Here is a 15,223-nt window from a genome sequence, read left to right as displayed (position 1 = left end):
ACCGTTTCACCGGGTCTGACCGTGGAGTCTGCGCCGCTAGCTGCGGATACACTGCCGGCGGGATGAAATTACTGGTCACCGGCGGGGCCGGCTTCATCGGTTCGCATCTGGTCCGGAGCGTGTTGTGGGACCGGCTGCCCGGGCTGGAGGGCGCCCGGGTGACGGTGCTGGACAAGCTCACGTACGCCGGGAATCTCGCGAACCTGGGCCCGGTCGCCGAGAGCGACCGTCTCGATTTCATCCCGGGCGATGTCTGCGACGCGGCGCTGGTGGACACCGTGATGCGGGGCGTGGACGCGGTGGTGCACGCGGCGGCCGAGTCGCACGTCGACCGGTCGATCGTGGCGGCGGGCGAGTTCGCGGTGACGAACGTGATCGGCACCCAGGTGCTGCTGGACGCCGCGCTGCGGCACGGCACGGCACGTTTCCTGCACGTGTCGACGGACGAGGTCTACGGCTCGATCCCGGCGGGTGCGTGGACCGAGCGGTCCTCGGTGCGGCCCAATTCGCCGTACGCGGCCACGAAGGCCTCCTCCGACCTGCTGGCGCTCGCCTACCACCGCACCCACGGCCTGCCCGTGGTGGTAACCCGGTGCAGCAACAACTACGGCCCGTTCCAGCACCCGGAGAAGCTGATCCCGCGCTTCGTGACGAACCTGCTGTCGGGCCGCACGGTGCCGCTGTACGGCGACGGCAGCCAGGTGCGCGACTGGGTGCACGTGGACGACCACTGCCGGGGGCTGGCGCTGGCCCTGGCGGACGGGGAGCCGGGCGAGGTCTACCACATCGCCGGCACGGTGGAGCTGACCAACCGGGAACTCACGGACCGCCTGCTGGAGCTGTGCGGGGCCGGCCAGGACCGGGTCGTGCACGTGGCCGACCGCAAGGGCCACGATTTCCGGTACGCCCTGGACGACGACCGCATCCGCCGGGAGCTCGGTTACCGCCCCCGGGTGGGCTTCGACGCGGGGCTGGCCGCCACCGTGGCGTGGTACCGGGACCACGAACCCTGGTGGCGGCCGCTCACGATCGACTAGCTCTTGCCGTCGTCCTTGGCGTCGTCCTTGGCGTCGTCCTTGCCGTCGTCCTTGGCGTCGTGCCCCTCGGAGGCCGCGCTGGTGGTCGGCTTGCCCTCACCGGGCGCCGGGGCCACGGCGTCACCGGGCGCCGGGGCCGCGGCGTCGCCGAGCTCCTTCTCCGGCACGTCCTCGCCACCGCCGAGCAGGGTGGTCAGGGCGGCGCCGGAGATCCGCCGGAAGGCGCGTCCCCGCCGGGTGCGGTCGAGCACAGCCACCTCGAGCTGCTTGGCGTCCAGCTCGCGACGGGCGCCGTTCTCCCCGCCGACGCTGCCCAGGGCCTCCACGGCGAGCCGGAGCGCCACGGTGGCGTCCGCGGTCACGTCGTGCCGCTCCTTGAGCACCGCGGCGATGGCCTCGGCCTGGCCGCCCATCGCCATGAAGCCCGGCTCGTCCATCACCGAGCCGTCGTAGGTGATCCGGTACAGCTCGTCCGCCTCGGCCGTGGTGCCGACCTGCGCGACGCAGATCTCCACCTCGTACGGCTTCTGCGTCTCGCTGAAGATGGCGCCCAGCGTCTGGGTGTACGCGTTGGCCAGCGCCCGCCCGGTGACGTCCCGGCGGTCGTAGGACAACCCGAGCATGTCGGCCATCCGGATACCGGCCCGGCGCAGGCTCTCGAACTCGTTGTACCGGCCGACCGCCGCGAACCCGATCCGGTCGTACAGCTCGCTGATCTTGCGCAGCGACGTCAGGTTCTCGGCGACCAGAAGGATCCCGCCGCTGTACGAGAGCACGACGGCGGACCGGCCCCGCGCGATGCCCTTGCGGGCGTACTCCGAGCGGTCCCGCTGAACCTGCTCGGGTGATGCGTAGAACTGCATGGCCACGGGTGGCTGCTCCTTCTTCGATTGTCCGGCGCGGGGTCAGCCGCCCGGGTTCTCCATGCGTCCGGAAACCACCTGCTCGGCCACCGTGTTGATCTCCGTGTCGGTGAGGCGGTGGGTGCCCTCTGCGGTCGCGGTCATCACCACCGGGTAGATCTTGCGGGTCAGGTCGGGCCCGCCGGTCGCGGTGTCGTCGTCGGCCGCGTCGTAGAGCGCCTCGACGGCCAGCACGATCGCGTCCTGGGTGCTGACGCCGGTCCGGTACTTCTTCTTCAGCGCCGACTTGGCGAACAGCGAACCGGAGCCGACCGCGTCGTACCCGGTCTCCTCGTAGAGGCCACCGGCCACGTCGAAGCTGAAGATCCGGCCGGGCTTGGCCGGGTCGGCGGGCGACAGGTCGTACCCGGCGAAGAGCGGGACCACCGCGAGACCCTGCATGGCCGCACCGAGGTTGCCGCGCACCATGCCGGCCAGGCGGTTGGCCTTACCGTCGAGGGACAGCATCGCGCCCTCGGTCTTCTCGTAGTGCTCCAGCTCGACCTGGAAGATCCGCATCAGCTCGATGCCGATGCCGGCCGTCCCGGCGATGCCGATGAGCGAGTACGCATCGGCCGGATGCACCTTCTCGATGTCGCGGCTGGCGATCAGGTTGCCCATGGTCGCCCGCCGGTCGCCGGCCATCACGACGCCCTCGGCGGTCTGGATCGCGATGATCGTGGTGCCGTGCGGCGCCAGGTCGCCGGCCACCATCTGCGGCGGCACCGGCCGCCGCCCGGGCAGCAACTCAGGCGCGGCCTGACTCAGGAACTGCGTGAAGGAGGACGTCCCCGAGGTGAAGAACACATCTGGTAGACGCCCGGATGGATCAAAACCCGCTGCCACGTGGTTCCTTTCAGTTATCTGAATCGCACCGGCGTTGACGCACCCTATCGGGCACGCACCGCCGGTGCGACGATCGCGATCAACGTGTCCTCAGACGTTGCCCAAATCGGACAAAATGGCCTATTGGCCGCCTTTTTGAACGTATCCCCTAACAAATTCTTCAGCGTTTTCTTCCAGGACGGAGTCGATCTCGTCCAGCAGGTCGTCGACGTCCTCGTCGATCTCGGCTTTACGCTCTGCCACCTCGGGGTTGGCCTCGGTGGTGACGTCCTCGATCTCCTGGTCGCTCTTGCCCTTGCCGGACTGCGACTGACCGCCGGTGTCTCGGGTTGCCATCGGACTCCCCCTTCGCTCCCCGCCGCTTGCTCAACGGGATGTTGAAAACCTACCTCGCCCGTACGACAAAACGCCTCACCGGCTCGTGATGACCTCGAGCAGGTCCTTGGCGCTCTCACACTTGTCGAACAGGGCCCCGACGTGCTTCTTGGTGCCGCGCTCGGGTTCCATCATCGGAACCCGGACCAGCGACTCCCGGCCCACGTCGAAGATCACCGAGTCCCAGCTGGCCGCGACCACTTCGGACGCGTACTGGGCGAGGCAGCGGCCGCGGAAGTAGGCGCGCGTGTCCTCCGGGGGCTCGACCATGGCCTTGCGTACGGCCTCGTCCTCGAGCAGGGTCTTCATCGAGCCTCGGGCCACCAGGCGGTGGTAGAGGCCCTTCTCCGGGCGGACGTCGGCGTACTGCAGGTCCACCAGCTGCAGCTTGGGCGACGACCAGCCCAGGTCCTCCCGCTCCCGGTAACCCTCGAGCAGCCGCAGCTTGGCCACCCAGTCGAGGGTGTCGGAGCAGGACATCGGGTCGCGGCCGAGCCGGTCGAGGATGTCCTCCCAGCGGTCGAGCACGTCGGCGGTCTGGTCGTCCATGTCGGCGCCGTACCGCTCGTCGCAGAACGCCTTGGCCCGCTCGAAGTACGCCCACTGCAGGTCGAGCGCGGTCAGCCGGCGGCCGTCGCGCAGCCGCATCAGGTGCTTGAGCGACGGGTCGTGGCTGACCGCCTTGAGCTCGCTGACCGGGTCGGCGATGCCGAGCTCGCCGGTGAACACCTTCTCCTCGATCATGGCGAGGACCAGTGCCGTGGTGCCCACCTTGAGGTAGGTGGCGATCTCGGACAGGTTGGCGTCGCCGATGATCACGTGCAGGCGGCGGTACTTGTCGGCGTCCGAGTGGGGCTCGTCGCGGGTGTTGATGATCGGCCGCTTGAGCGTGGTCTCCAGGCCGACCTCGACCTCGAAGAAGTCGGCGCGGGAGGAGATCTGGAAGCCGGCGCCGGAGCCGTCCTGGCCGAGGCCGACGCGGCCGACGCCGGTGAAGATCTGGCGGGTGACGAAGAACGGCGTCAGGTGCGCCACGATGTCGGCGAACGGGGTCTGCCGGCGCATCAGGTAGTTCTCGTGCGAGCCGTACGAGGCGCCCTTGTTGTCGGTGTTGTTCTTGTAGAGCTGGATGCGGTGCGCGCCGGGGATGGTGGCGGCGCGGCGGGACGCCTCGGCCATCACGCGTTCGCCGGCTTTGTCCCAGCGGACGATGTCCATCGGGTTGGTGCACTCGGGGGTGCTGTACTCCGGGTGCGCGTGGTCGACGTAGAGCCGTGCTCCGTTGGTCAGTATCACGTTGGCCAGGCCGAGGTCCTCGTCGGCGAGCGCGTCGGCCGGGTCGTAGGCGGCGCCGGAGTAGGTGAAGCCGCGCGCGTCCCGCAGCGGCGACTCCTCCTCGTAGTCCCAGCGGGCGCGTCCACCGCGGGTCAGTTCGGGCCGCGCGCCGTACGCGTTGACCACCTGCGAGGAGGTGACCATGGGATTGGCGCCGGGCTGACCGGGGACCGAAATGCCGTACTCGACCTCGGTGCCCATGATCCGTCGAACGCTCATGCCGCTGCTCCACCCGCCGGTTTCTGCCGTGCCCTTGTATCGAGCCTAGACGCTTCGCGTTCCATTCACGCGTCTGGCCGTGCGCGGCGCGGCACGCTGCGTGCCGATGCGGTGGCCGAGCAGGTGCATCGGTCGCTCGATCCAGACGTACGCGCAACGGGCCGCGGCCAGCGCGCAGACCGCGCAGGCCGCGGTCGCCACGCCTCTGACCAGGAACGGACGCTCCGCCACGCCGGGAAGGAACCGGGCGAAGGCCTGGAGCACGACGATGTGGGTCAGGTAGAGCGAGTAACTGATGGCGCCCAGCGCGGTCAGCGCCCGCGGCATCGGGCGTTCGCGCAGGGCGAAGAATGCGGCGAATGTGACGACCACCGCCACCACGACGGCCGGTTGCACCACGGTCGTGAGCCCGAGCGCCACCGAGGCGGGAGCCGGGAGTGACCGCGACGACCGGAGGGCCGCTCCCGCGAACATGGTGGCGATCAGCAGCAGACCCTGCCGGGACGAGGTGACGGTGCCGCCGGAGCCCTCGAGCAGGTTCGGCAGGGGCAGCATCGCGGCCACTGCCAGTGCGCCCGCGACCGCGGCGCTGTGCCGGTGCAGACGGCACGCGAAGAGCCCGGCCACCATCAGGTAGAAGACCATCTCGTACGTGAGGGTCCAGAACGGCCGCAGCGCCCCGCGCAGCCCGAGCAGGTCGGTGAGCATCGTGGCGTGGCCGAGCAGCCCGGTCGCGGACCGCAGCACGGGCGGGACGGCGGCGCTGGTGACGATCAGGGCGGCGATCGCGGCCAGGTAGACCGGGTAGATCCGGAACAGCCGGGTGATCCAGAACCGGCGCAGCGACCCGCGCCGCTCCAGCGATGCGGGGATCAGATAGCCGCTGACCAGGAAGAACAGCAGGACAGCGTACTTGCCGCAGTCGAACACCCGGAAGATCGCGAGGTGCGTCCCGGTGCCGAGGATCCACGGCCCGAGGTGGAAGAGCAGCACGACCCCGGCCGCGTACCCCCGAAGTGCGTCGATCCAGCCCAGCCGCTCCCCCACGCCGGGCCCAACGAGAAGCGGGCGGAGGGGGTGACCCCTCCGCCCGCCCTGAATGCCTCGTTACAGGTACTGACCGGTGTTGCTGGCCGTCTCGATGGAGCGGCCGGCCTCGGCGCCCTTGCCGCCGGAGACGAGCGTGCGGATGTAGACGATCCGCTCGCCCTTCTTGCCGGAGATCCGGGCCCAGTCGTCCGGGTTGGTGGTGTTCGGCAGGTCCTCGTTCTCGCGGAACTCGTCGACACAGCTGTCGAGCAGGTGCTGCAGCCGCAGCCCCTTCTTGCCGGAGGTGAGGAACTCCTTGATCGCCATCTTCTTGCCGCGGTCGACGATGTTCTGGATCATCGCGCCGGAGTTGAAGTCCTTGAAGTACAGGACCTCCTTGTCACCGTTGGCGTAGGTGACCTCCAGGAAGCGGTTCTCCTCGGTCTCCGTGTACATCCGGAGGACGACCGCCTCGATCATCGCCGCGACCGTCGCGTCGGGGTTGCCACCGTGCTCGGCCAGGTCGTCCGAGCTGAGCGGCAGGCCGGTGAGGATGTACTTGGCGAAGATGTCCTTCGCCGCCTCCGCGTCCGGACGCTCGATCTTGATCTTCACGTCCAGCCGGCCGGGCCGCAGGATGGCCGGGTCGATCATGTCCTCACGGTTGGAGGCGCCGATCACGATCACGTTCTCCAGGCCCTCGACGCCGTCGATCTCGCTGAGGAGCTGGGGGACGATCGTGTTCTCCACGTCGCTGGAGACGCCGGAGCCACGAGTGCGGAAGATCGAGTCCATCTCGTCGAAGAACACGATCACCGGGGTGCCCTCGCTGGCCTTCTCACGGGCCCGCTGGAAGACCAGGCGGATGTGCCGCTCGGTCTCACCCACGTACTTGTTGAGAAGCTCCGGGCCCTTGATGTTGAGGAAGTAGCTGGTGTGCTTCTCCTCACCCCGGCGCTCGGCGATCTTCTTGGCCAGTGAGTTGGCCACCGCCTTGGCGATCAGCGTCTTGCCGCAGCCGGGCGGGCCGTAGAGCAGGATGCCCTTCGGCGGGCGCAGCTGGTGCTCCCGGAACAGGTCGGCGTGCAGGAACGGCAGCTCCACCGCGTCGCGGATCTGCTCGATCTGGGAGTGCAGGCCACCGATGTCGGTGTAGTCGACGTCGGGCACCTCCTCCAGGACGAGCTCCTCGACCTCGCTCTTCGGGATGCGCTCGTAGGCGTACGCCGAACGCGGCTCGATCATCAGCGAGTCGCCCGCGCGCAGCGTGCCGCCGATCAGCGAATCGGCCAGGTGGACGATCCGCTCCTCGTCGGCGTGCGAGACGACCAGGGCACGGTCGCCCGGGCCGCCGGCCGGATCGGCCAGCACCTCCTTGAGCAGCACGACCTCGCCGACCCGCTCGTAGCCGAACGCGTCGACCACGTTGAGCGCGTCGTTGAGCAGCACCTCCTGGCCCCGCTTGAGCTCCTCGACCTCGAGGCTCGGCGAGACCGCGACGCGCAGCTTGCGGCCGCCGGTGAAGACATCGACTGTGCCGTCCTCATGGGCGGCGAGGAATACGCCGTAGCCGCTGGGCGGCTGGGCGAGGCGGTCAATCTCCTCTTTGAGAGTGACGATCTGAGCACGGGCTTCCTTGAGGGTCGCCACGAGCCGGTCGTTGTTCTCGGTCAGTCGGGCCAGCTGCGCCTGCGTTGCCGCAAGCCGTTCCTCGAGCTGCCGGACGTGTCGGGGGCTTTCGGTCAGCTTGCGCCGAACCAGAGCGAGTTCCTCCTGCAGAAACGCAACCTGGCTGGAGAGATCGTTGGCCTCTTTCTCCCAACGTGCGGCGCCAGACGCCTCGTCGCTACGTGCCACGTCCCACCTCCCCGGGGGCTCGAACGTCTTGGGAGATAACACTAACCGCTGCACGGCGGATTTAGACCCATGCAACACCCTCGTAGCGAAAGCTTGATCAGCGGGCAAATCCCGGACGACCGACTTGTCGGCGGGTTCGGGTACCGTCGAGAAGTACGCGCCAGGAGAGGATTTCGGGTGACCACCGTGAGCACGGAGACCGAGACGGACCAGCTCGAGGTGTGGGTCGATCAGGACCTGTGCACCGGCGACGGGCTGTGCGTTCAGTACGCGCCGGAGGTTTTCGAGTTCGACATCGACGGCCTCGCCTACGTCAAGGACAGCGGCGGTGAGCTGCTGCAATCCCCCGGAGTGCGTACCGGCGTCCCGGAGCGGCTGCGCCTCGAGGTGATCGACGCGGCCAAGGAGTGCCCGGGCGACTGCATCCACGTGGTGCGGCAGTCGGACGACGTGGAAGTAGCCGGTCCGGACGCCGTCTGAGGCGCCGCCACCACATAGCAAGACCCTTTTACCGCCTGATGAACACCAGGTGGGGCAAATCTCACAGCGTCGGGCGACCCACCAGCGATGCCACCACGCGCGAAAACTCCTCCAGCCGCTGAATCTGGCCGGGACCGCCGTCGTCCAGCGTCTTGCCGAACCGCAACGCGTCGTGCCGCAGTGCGGCCCGGGTCTCGTCCTCGGCCATCCCGGGCGGCGGCACCGCGTCGTCCACCGAGCTCAGCAGCAGATAGACGTCGATGCTGTCGACTCGCGCCTGGCCGGTCGAGGTGCGGGTCAGCCGCCGCCGGCAGCCCACCTCGGTCACCGTGGACAGCGGCACCACCCGCAGCGACGAGGTCATCGAGCCGACCGGGCCGTCACCGGGCGCCACGTCCTCACCGTGCCACAGCACCAGGCGGCTGCCGTCGCAGATGACGACCTCCTGCCAGACGCCGTTCACCTCGTTGACGAAGCGTTCCAGCGTGAAACACAGCACCTCGGCGCCACGCAGCACACCGAACAAAGCGTCCAGGGCCACCTCGGGGTCGCGCAGGTAGGCGCGTGCGGCGGAGTCGAGGTCCTGGTAGGGCGACCAGTCCGGGAAGACCGCCGGCATCTCGTTGCTGCCACCGAACGGCGGAGAACTCATCGCGCCCACCCGATCCCTCCCGTTTCGCCGTCCCGCCCCGGCAGAAAACTACCCGACGCCCACCAACCGGTCACACCCCGGTGGTGTCGTCCCGCTCCGCCGCCAGAGCGGTACGGGCGGCCTTGCGGAGGGCGTACGCCTCAGCGCCCTTGCTGGGTTTGCGGCGACGCGGCGGTGCGGTGACGCCCGGGGCGAGCCGGCGGGCCGAGACGAGGAAGGCGGTGTGCGCGACCATCCGGTGGTCCGGGCGAACCGCCAGGCCCTCCGCGTGCCAGTCCCGCACCAGCGACTCCCACGCCCGCGGCTCGGTCCACCCGCCGCGCTCGCGGAGCGCCTCCACCAATTCGGACAACTGGGGCGTAGTGGCCACGTACCCGATGAAGACCCCGCCCGGCACGAGAGCCCGCTCGACCATGTCGAGGGCCTCCCACGGGGTCAGCATGTCCAGGATGATCCGGTCGAAATCGGTCTCGGCCGCCTCCGCCACATCGCCCTCGTGCAGGTGCCACGCCGGGTGCGGACCGCCGAAGAAGGCTTCCACGTTCTTCCGGGCGATGGCCGCGAAGTCGTCGCGCAGCTCGTACGAATGAAGCTCTCCCCCGGCCCCGACGGCGCGCAACAGGCTGCAGCTCAGCGCGCCCGACCCGGCGCCCGCCTCCAGGACCCTCGCCCCCGGGAAGATGTCACCCATGGCGACGATCTGCGCCGCGTCCTTCGGATAGATCACCTGCGCGCCCCGCGGCATGGACAGCACGTAGTCGGAGAGCAGCGGACGCAGGGCGAGGTACGCGGTGCCGCCGGCGGAGCTGATCACACTGCCCTCGGGCAGCCCGATCAGAGCGTCGTGATCGAGCGCGCCGCGGTGCGTGTGGTAGGCCTTGCCGGGCTCCAGCACGATCGTGTGCATCCGGCCCTTGGGGTCGGTGAGCTGCACGCGGTCACCGGGACGGAACGGCCCCCGGTGCGACGGTGTGGTCTCGGACTCTTCGGCCAGGTGCTGGGTGGTCACGATCTCTCTTTCGCCTGTGCGACGGTTCGCGGTGGCTCCAGCACCGCGGCGAGATCCGCGACGTGCAGGACGCCGACCACATCTTCCCCGGAGACCACCAGGTACTGCGCACCCGGGTACGCCTGGATCGCCTTCACCACCTGCTCGCCGGTCAGATCCGCCTTGAGCGCGGTCAGCTTGCCCACGTCACGGGCCACCGAGTCGACCGGCACCCACGGCCGCCGATCCGCCGGAACCTTCGCCGCCGCGGCCACATCGACCAGCGCCACCAGCCGCCCCGACGAGTCCTCCACGCCCAGCGCCGGCCGGTCCCGCGCGTCCTCGACGCCACGCCGCTCGGCCTCGGCCAGCGGCGTGCCCGACGGCACCCCGAGCACCGGCCGGGCCAGCGCACCGAGGTCGACCAGCGGGAACCGCGAGGTCATCCGGGCCAGCCGGATCGACTGACCCGCCCCCTGCCACAGCGTGACCACCACCAGCAGGATGAACAGCATCCCGAACACCGTGACGAACCCCAGCCGGTAGAGCACCACGGTCCCCCCGGCGGTGGCGACCGCGATCACCCGCCCCGCCCAGCCCGCCACCACGGTCGCCCGGGTCCGGTCCCGCACGATCGCCCAGACCAGCGCCCGCAGCGCCCGCCCACCGTCCAGCGGCAGGCCCGGCAGCACGTTGAAGAACGCCACCAGAATGTTCGAGGCGGCCAGCTGGAACGCGATCTCGCCCGCGATGGTCCGGTCCGGCAACAGGTGATAGACCAGCGCCGACAGCCCGCCGAGCACCAGCGACACCGCCGGTCCCGCCAGCGCCACCAGCGCGTCCACCCGAGGGTTCGGCGCCTCACGATCCATCTCGGTGTATCCGCCGAGCAGCTCCAGCGTGATCCCGCGAACCCCGATGCCGAAGCGCCGCGCGGTCAGCGCGTGCCCCAGCTCATGCAGCAGGACCGAGCCGAGCAGGCACAGCACGAACCCGAACCCGATCAGATAGCTGACCGGCCCCGGCAGATCCAGCGACCCCTGCACGAAGCCGCCGTAGACCACGGTGACCAGCACCGCGAGCACCAGCATCGACGCGTTGAGATAGAGCGGGATGCCCAGCACACGGCCGACCACCCGCCCGGAGCGGATCCGACGAGGCGGCTCTGCGCGGTCATCCACGCCCCGATGGTACGGACGCCACAACTTCAACCTCAAAAACACGATGTCGCACCTGAGCGGGTGATACGGACCGTCGCTCACGCCGAGGGCGCACGCCCGGCTCTGGCCGCTGCGCGTCCAGAACGAGCCGGCCGCGCTTCATTCTGCGGGAGTGGTCACCCTTCCCAAGAGATTTGTTGTCGTACCCGGCCGATAGCCTCTGCCGTATGACGGTGACCGAATCCTCCGGGCCTGCGTCATCTCCCGGGCCTGCGTCATCCTCCGGGACTGCGCCCACGTTCGCAGGCCCGTCGTTGTCGCCGTCGCGAGCCGCCGACTTCAAGACGTGCCCACTGCTGTTCCGCTTCCGCACCATCGACCGCCTGCCCGAGCAGGCCACCCCCGACCAGGTCCGGGGCACGCTGGTGCACGCGGTGCTGGAGCGCCTCTTCGACCTGCCCCAGCAGGAACGCACCCGGGGCGCGGCCGAGGCCCTGGTCGAGCCGCAGTGGCTGCGCCTGATCGAGCAGGAGCCCGCCCTGGCGGGCCTCTTCGACCCTACGCCTCCCGCCCAGCCCGCATCTCCCGCCCAGCCCACACTGTCCGGCGAGCCCGCGCCCTTCGCCGAGCCCGCGCTTTCCGCCGTCACCGCGTCCGTGCCACCGATCGGGCTCCCGCCTTCCGCCGAGCCCGCGCTTTCCACCGCCGCCGCGCCCACGTCATCTGCCGCGCCCACCTCATCCGCTGGGCCGGCGCCTTCCGCTGGGCCGGCGCCTTCCGCCGCGCCCGTGGAGTTGATGCTCGACGGGATGCCGCTGGCGCCTGACGCCCGGCTGGAGTCGTTCTTCGCCAGCGCCCGGGGTTTGCTGGGCAGCTACTTCGCGGTGGAGGACCCGACCCGCCTGGAACCGGCCGAACGCGAGGCCTTGGTGTCCACCTTGGTCGACGAAGAGTTGCTGATCCGCGGCTACATCGACCGCCTCGACGTTTCCCCCGCCGGCGATCTGCGGGTGGTCGACTACAAGACCGGAGGGGCGCCGCGAGAGGCTTTCGAGGGCAGGGCGCTGTTCCAGCTCAAGTTCTACGCGCTGGTGCTGTGGCGCACCCGCGGGGTCGTGCCCCGGGTCTTGCGCCTGCTCTACCTGAAGGACGAGGAGATCTGCGACTACAGCCCCGACGCCGAGGAGCTGGAACGCTTCGAACGCACGTTGGTCGCCTTGTCCCACGCGATCGAACGCGCCAAAGAGGAACGCGACTTCCGCCCCAAGCCCAGCAAACTCTGCGGTTGGTGCAGCCACCAGGCGTTGTGCCCCGAGTTCGGCGGAACCCCTCCCCCCTACCCGGAACGCGCCCCGCAACCCGACGCCACACCCGAGGACTTGCTGACCACAGCCGACTGACGACACCCACCGCGCCCACGCCACCCGCCCCGGCGACCGAGACCGGCTCGCTCGACCCGGGCGGGTGACTAGGCTCGGATCCGTGGTCGACCCCTACCTCAACACGCTGGTGGACTTCTGCGCCCAACGGGATGTGGACGTGTTGACGCGCGCGGCGGCCGAAGAAGTGGCCGGCGGCCGGATAGACGTAGTCATCCTGTTCGGCGGCAGCATTCTGGCTGGTGGCGACGTCTTCGCCAGGGCTGTAACGGACGATGTGGCCGCGCGTTCGATGATCGTGGGCGGCCAGGGGCACTCGACCGATGCCCTGCGCGATGCGGTGCGGCATCACCTGGTCTGGGACGACGTGGCGTGGCCGGCGAAGGCCAAGGTCGCCGGACCACCGGAAGCCGAGATGGCGCGGCCGGCGGACGCCGCGGTGACACGGCCGGCGGACCTGGCCGAAGCCGCAGTGACGGGGGCGGCGGAAGCTGCGGCGACGGGGCCGGCGGGGCTCACGGAAGCCGCGGCGATTGGGCTGGCGGAAGCCGCGGTGGCAGGGCTGACGGAAGCCGCGCTCTTCGACCGCTATCTCTCGGAGCGCCACGGCCTGCACGCCGACCTTCTCGAGCACGAGTCGACCAACTGTGGCAGCAACGTCCGGAACTCCCTGGCCCTGCTTGCCGCCCGGGGCATCCCGCACAGGCGGATCCTGATCATCCAGGACGCGTCGATGCAGCGGCGCATGGATGCCGGCTTCCGGCTGCACGCACCTGACACGCGGATCGTGAACTTCGCGTCCCACCGCACGCACGTCGGCGACGACCCGCCGCTGGGCATGTGGACCCCGGAACGTTACGTGTCCCTGCTGATGGGCGAGATCCCGCGACTCACCGACGATCAGGACGGCTACGGTCCGGCCGGGCGCGGCTTCATCGCCCACGTGGATATCCCGCCCGAGGTGACTCACGCCTACGCCGCACTCAAGGCGTCCGGAAAAGCCGAACCTCGCCCGGCCGACCCGCGATGGGCGGACACCGGCGCGTAACGAGGGGCACCCACCGCGGCGCCCGCCTCCTCTCGCAGGAGGCGGGCGCCGGGATGGGCGTCACCAGAGTGTCGGGCCGCGGACCACGGGCCAGCGTTCGGGGATGTCGCGGCGGCTCGCGGGGCGGGGCGTGCGGAGCCGGCGTACGAAACGGCTCTCGCTGGGTTTGGGGTCGGTCTTCCTGGTCATGGTCGAGCCTTTCTCGGAAGAGGTGGATCAGGACGCGGGCCGGGCCGTTGGCGCCACGGAATGTGGGAGGTCAGGCGCCGCGTGGCTCAGGCCTGGATGAGGGCCGGCCGGATGACATGGGTGAGAGCGAGGATCGATGAGAGCCGGCTGGATCTGGCTGGATGAGGAGGGCGTGGTCCGGGAGGGTCAGGCCGCTGCACGGGTGGGGGCGGTTGCCCGGCGGATGGTGATGTCGCCGCTGGCGGTGCGGATGCGCAGCTCCAGCTGGGCGCCGGTGGACTCGGGGGTGGCTCCGGGGGCGTCGCCGCCCATGGAGAGTTCGTTGCGGGTCTTGCCGGACGCGGTGCTCACGTCGAGCCAGACGCCCGTGCCGGCGAGGACGCCTACCTTCACGTCGCCGGAGGCCGAGTTGATGCGGGCCTCGCCGGCTCGCAACGTGCCCACCTCGATGTCGCCGGAGGCCGTCTTCACGGCTGCGCCGGTGCCCGCGCCGCGGATGGTGATGTCGCCCGACGCCGACTCGGCGCTGACGTCACCGTTGACGTCACCGATGCGGAGGTCGCCGGAGGCCGAGGAGCCGCGGAGGGAACCGCCCACCCGGCCTACGGTCAGGTCGCCGCTGGCCGACTCGATCAGGGCGTCGCCGGTGACGTCGTCGAGCCGGACGTCGCCGGAGGCGATCTTGACCTGGGCGGCGGCGTACCTGCCGGTGGCCTTGAGGTCGGCCGATGCCAGGTGGCAGGCCAGGGTGCTGTCCGCGGGGACGCGGACGACCACGTGCAGTTTGCCGCTGCGGCGGAGGCTCCAGCCGCCGTGCTCGGGGGCGCGGACGGTCAGCGTGTCGCCGTCGAGGCTGATCTGGGTGTTCTCGGCGGCCTGGCGGGACGCCTCGCTGCCGTCCATGGGGCGCACCTCGGCCAGCACGCTGACCCGGTCCTCGGCGGTGATGTCGACCTGGCCGGCGTGCACGCTCAGGGCCACGGTGACGGGGGTGGAGTGGTCGAATTCGGGCATGGTGAGGCTCCATTCGTACTCGAAAGGCGTTTTGGGTCAGGCTTGGGCGAAGCCGGTGATGCGTTTGCCGGGGCGGGACGGCGGCGGGCCGGCGGGGCGCTGGACGGCCATGGTGACCGCCCGGACCAGCCACGCGTTCACCGAGATGCCCTCGGCGGCGGCGGTCTGCTCGACGTGCGTCTTGAGTGCCTCGGGCATGCGCAGGGTGAGCCGCGTGAGGTCGCCCTCCACGGCGGGAGGCACGCGCGGCGCCTCCGTCTCGTGCTCGGTCACCGTGGTGGTGACCACCAGGTCGGCCTCGCGGCCGCGGAGCCGGACCTCGACCGTCGAGTCGGCCAGCCGGGTGGTGATCTCGGCGGCCGCGTCGGACAGCGCCTCGAGGAGGGCGAGCCGGGCGGATGCGTCGAGCGAGTGGCTGAGCAGCTCGGCGGCCCGCGCGGTGTCGGGGCCGCCGGGTGCGGCGGCCGCGGCGAGATCGGCGCGGAGCGTTTCGAGATACGGCGTCAGGTCCATGTCACCACTATGACGTCATCGATGACGTCAGTCAAGCGTCACGATGGCAGCATCGGGAAAGCCGCCGACCACGGACACCGTGACCGAGTCGCCGCGGCGGGCGTCGGTGCCGGCGGCGAGGACCGCGGTGACGAGGACGGCGGTGGCCGTCCTGGCTCTCCTGTGGTTGCCCACCCGAGCCTCATCGGCCGGCGACAGGG

17 protein-coding genes are annotated in these 15,223 nt (G+C 70.2%); 4 read left to right on the top strand and 13 right to left on the bottom strand.

The window, feature by feature from the left end:
- Positions 1 to 62: 62 nt before the first annotated feature.
- A complete protein-coding gene (gene rfbB, locus QSK31_RS39085) occupies positions 63 to 1,037 on the top strand; it encodes a dTDP-glucose 4,6-dehydratase (protein WP_285689764.1) in 975 nt (324 codons plus the stop codon).
- Here rfbB and prcA read toward each other — a convergent pair.
- The 6 genes from prcA to arc form a co-directional block, all read right to left on the bottom strand.
- Positions 1,034 to 1,906 carry a proteasome subunit alpha gene (prcA, locus tag QSK31_RS39080; protein WP_285689762.1) on the bottom strand — a complete coding sequence of 291 codons (873 nt, stop codon included), beginning with the start codon at positions 1,904 to 1,906 and terminating at the stop codon, positions 1,034 to 1,036. The two genes, rfbB and prcA, sit on opposite strands and share 4 nt — an antisense overlap.
- Positions 1,907 to 1,942: 36 nt before the next feature.
- The gene (gene prcB / locus QSK31_RS39075) at positions 1,943 to 2,785 is read right to left on the bottom strand and encodes a proteasome subunit beta (RefSeq protein WP_285689761.1); all 843 of its coding nucleotides are present in this window, start codon (positions 2,783 to 2,785) and stop codon (positions 1,943 to 1,945) included.
- A gap of 120 nt (positions 2,786 to 2,905) precedes the next feature.
- On the bottom strand, positions 2,906 to 3,121 hold the full coding sequence (locus tag QSK31_RS39070; protein WP_285689760.1) for a ubiquitin-like protein Pup: 216 nt from the start codon (positions 3,119 to 3,121) through the stop codon (positions 2,906 to 2,908).
- A gap of 75 nt (positions 3,122 to 3,196) precedes the next feature.
- Positions 3,197 to 4,714 (bottom strand): depupylase/deamidase Dop, encoded by a 1,518-nt coding sequence (dop, locus tag QSK31_RS39065; protein ID WP_352244541.1) that lies wholly within the window; start codon positions 4,712 to 4,714, stop codon positions 3,197 to 3,199.
- A 45-nt stretch (positions 4,715 to 4,759) separates the two neighbouring features.
- Positions 4,760 to 5,761 (bottom strand): acyltransferase family protein, encoded by a 1,002-nt coding sequence (locus tag QSK31_RS39060; protein ID WP_285689759.1) that lies wholly within the window; start codon positions 5,759 to 5,761, stop codon positions 4,760 to 4,762.
- A gap of 60 nt (positions 5,762 to 5,821) precedes the next feature.
- Positions 5,822 to 7,600: a proteasome ATPase gene (gene arc / locus QSK31_RS39055; protein ID WP_285689758.1), complete on the bottom strand. Its 1,779-nt coding sequence runs from the start codon at positions 7,598 to 7,600 to the stop codon at positions 5,822 to 5,824.
- A 186-nt stretch (positions 7,601 to 7,786) separates the two neighbouring features.
- On the opposite strand from arc, the gene QSK31_RS39050 reads away from it, so the two are divergent.
- A complete protein-coding gene (locus QSK31_RS39050; RefSeq protein WP_285689815.1) occupies positions 7,787 to 8,080 on the top strand; it encodes a ferredoxin in 294 nt (97 codons plus the stop codon).
- A 61-nt stretch (positions 8,081 to 8,141) separates the two neighbouring features.
- On the opposite strand, the gene QSK31_RS39045 is transcribed toward QSK31_RS39050, so the two are convergent.
- The 3 genes from QSK31_RS39045 to QSK31_RS39035 all read right to left on the bottom strand — a co-directional run bounded on the left by QSK31_RS39045 (position 8,142) and on the right by QSK31_RS39035 (position 10,811).
- Complete coding sequence (locus QSK31_RS39045; protein WP_285689757.1) at positions 8,142 to 8,732, bottom strand: hypothetical protein; 591 nt, start codon at positions 8,730 to 8,732, stop codon at positions 8,142 to 8,144.
- A gap of 70 nt (positions 8,733 to 8,802) precedes the next feature.
- Positions 8,803 to 9,741, bottom strand: a complete 939-nt coding sequence (locus QSK31_RS39040) for a tRNA (adenine-N1)-methyltransferase (protein WP_285689756.1) — start codon at positions 9,739 to 9,741, stop codon at positions 8,803 to 8,805.
- Positions 9,738 to 10,811, bottom strand: a complete 1,074-nt coding sequence (locus QSK31_RS39035; protein ID WP_285689814.1) for a site-2 protease family protein — start codon at positions 10,809 to 10,811, stop codon at positions 9,738 to 9,740. The genes QSK31_RS39040 and QSK31_RS39035 overlap by 4 nt, the downstream gene beginning before the upstream one ends.
- A 383-nt stretch (positions 10,812 to 11,194) precedes the next feature.
- Here QSK31_RS39035 and QSK31_RS39030 point away from each other — a divergent pair, with 383 nt between their 5' ends.
- Entirely contained in the window at positions 11,195 to 12,280 is a 1,086-nt protein-coding gene (locus tag QSK31_RS39030; RefSeq protein ID WP_285689755.1) for a RecB family exonuclease, read from the top strand.
- An 82-nt stretch (positions 12,281 to 12,362) separates the two neighbouring features.
- Complete coding sequence (locus QSK31_RS39025) at positions 12,363 to 13,307, top strand: YdcF family protein (RefSeq protein ID WP_285689753.1); 945 nt, start codon at positions 12,363 to 12,365, stop codon at positions 13,305 to 13,307.
- A 60-nt stretch (positions 13,308 to 13,367) separates the two neighbouring features.
- Here the strand turns inward: QSK31_RS39025 and QSK31_RS39020 are convergent, their stop codons facing one another.
- From QSK31_RS39020 to QSK31_RS39005, 4 genes are all read right to left on the bottom strand, one after another.
- Entirely contained in the window at positions 13,368 to 13,496 is a 129-nt protein-coding gene (locus tag QSK31_RS39020; protein WP_285689752.1) for a hypothetical protein, read from the bottom strand.
- A 186-nt stretch (positions 13,497 to 13,682) separates the two neighbouring features.
- Positions 13,683 to 14,510 (bottom strand): DUF4097 family beta strand repeat-containing protein, encoded by an 828-nt coding sequence (locus QSK31_RS39015; protein ID WP_285689751.1) that lies wholly within the window; start codon positions 14,508 to 14,510, stop codon positions 13,683 to 13,685.
- Positions 14,511 to 14,546: 36 nt separating this feature from the next.
- Positions 14,547 to 15,023 (bottom strand): hypothetical protein, encoded by a 477-nt coding sequence (locus QSK31_RS39010; RefSeq protein ID WP_285689750.1) that lies wholly within the window; start codon positions 15,021 to 15,023, stop codon positions 14,547 to 14,549.
- 27 nt (positions 15,024 to 15,050) lie between these two features.
- Complete coding sequence (locus QSK31_RS39005; protein ID WP_285689749.1) at positions 15,051 to 15,197, bottom strand: hypothetical protein; 147 nt, start codon at positions 15,195 to 15,197, stop codon at positions 15,051 to 15,053.
- Positions 15,198 to 15,223 lie beyond the last annotated feature (26 nt).

It is taken from the genome of Actinoplanes sp. NBRC 103695, from assembly GCF_030269485.1.
GTDB lineage: Bacteria > Actinomycetota > Actinomycetes > Mycobacteriales > Micromonosporaceae > Actinoplanes.
Note: the sequence above shows the minus strand (reverse complement) of the source record. Positions and strands in the feature narration are given on the sequence as shown.

Coding starts and splice junctions, on each gene's coding strand:
- rfbB (WP_285689764.1), top strand. CDS start 63: ATGAAATTACTGGTCACCGGCGGGGCCGGCTTCATCGGTTCGCATCTG.
- QSK31_RS39070 (WP_285689760.1), bottom strand. CDS start 3,121: ATGGCAACCCGAGACACCGGCGGTCAGTCGCAGTCCGGCAAGGGCAAG.
- dop (WP_352244541.1), bottom strand. CDS start 4,714: ATGAGCGTTCGACGGATCATGGGCACCGAGGTCGAGTACGGCATTTCG.
- QSK31_RS39045 (WP_285689757.1), bottom strand. CDS start 8,732: ATGAGTTCTCCGCCGTTCGGTGGCAGCAACGAGATGCCGGCGGTCTTC.
- QSK31_RS39035 (WP_285689814.1), bottom strand. CDS start 10,811: ATGCTGGTGCTCGCGGTGCTGGTCACCGTGGTCTACGGCGGCTTCGTG.
- QSK31_RS39020 (WP_285689752.1), bottom strand. CDS start 13,496: ATGACCAGGAAGACCGACCCCAAACCCAGCGAGAGCCGTTTCGTACGC.
- QSK31_RS39015 (WP_285689751.1), bottom strand. CDS start 14,510: ATGCCCGAATTCGACCACTCCACCCCCGTCACCGTGGCCCTGAGCGTG.
- QSK31_RS39010 (WP_285689750.1), bottom strand. CDS start 15,023: ATGGACCTGACGCCGTATCTCGAAACGCTCCGCGCCGATCTCGCCGCG.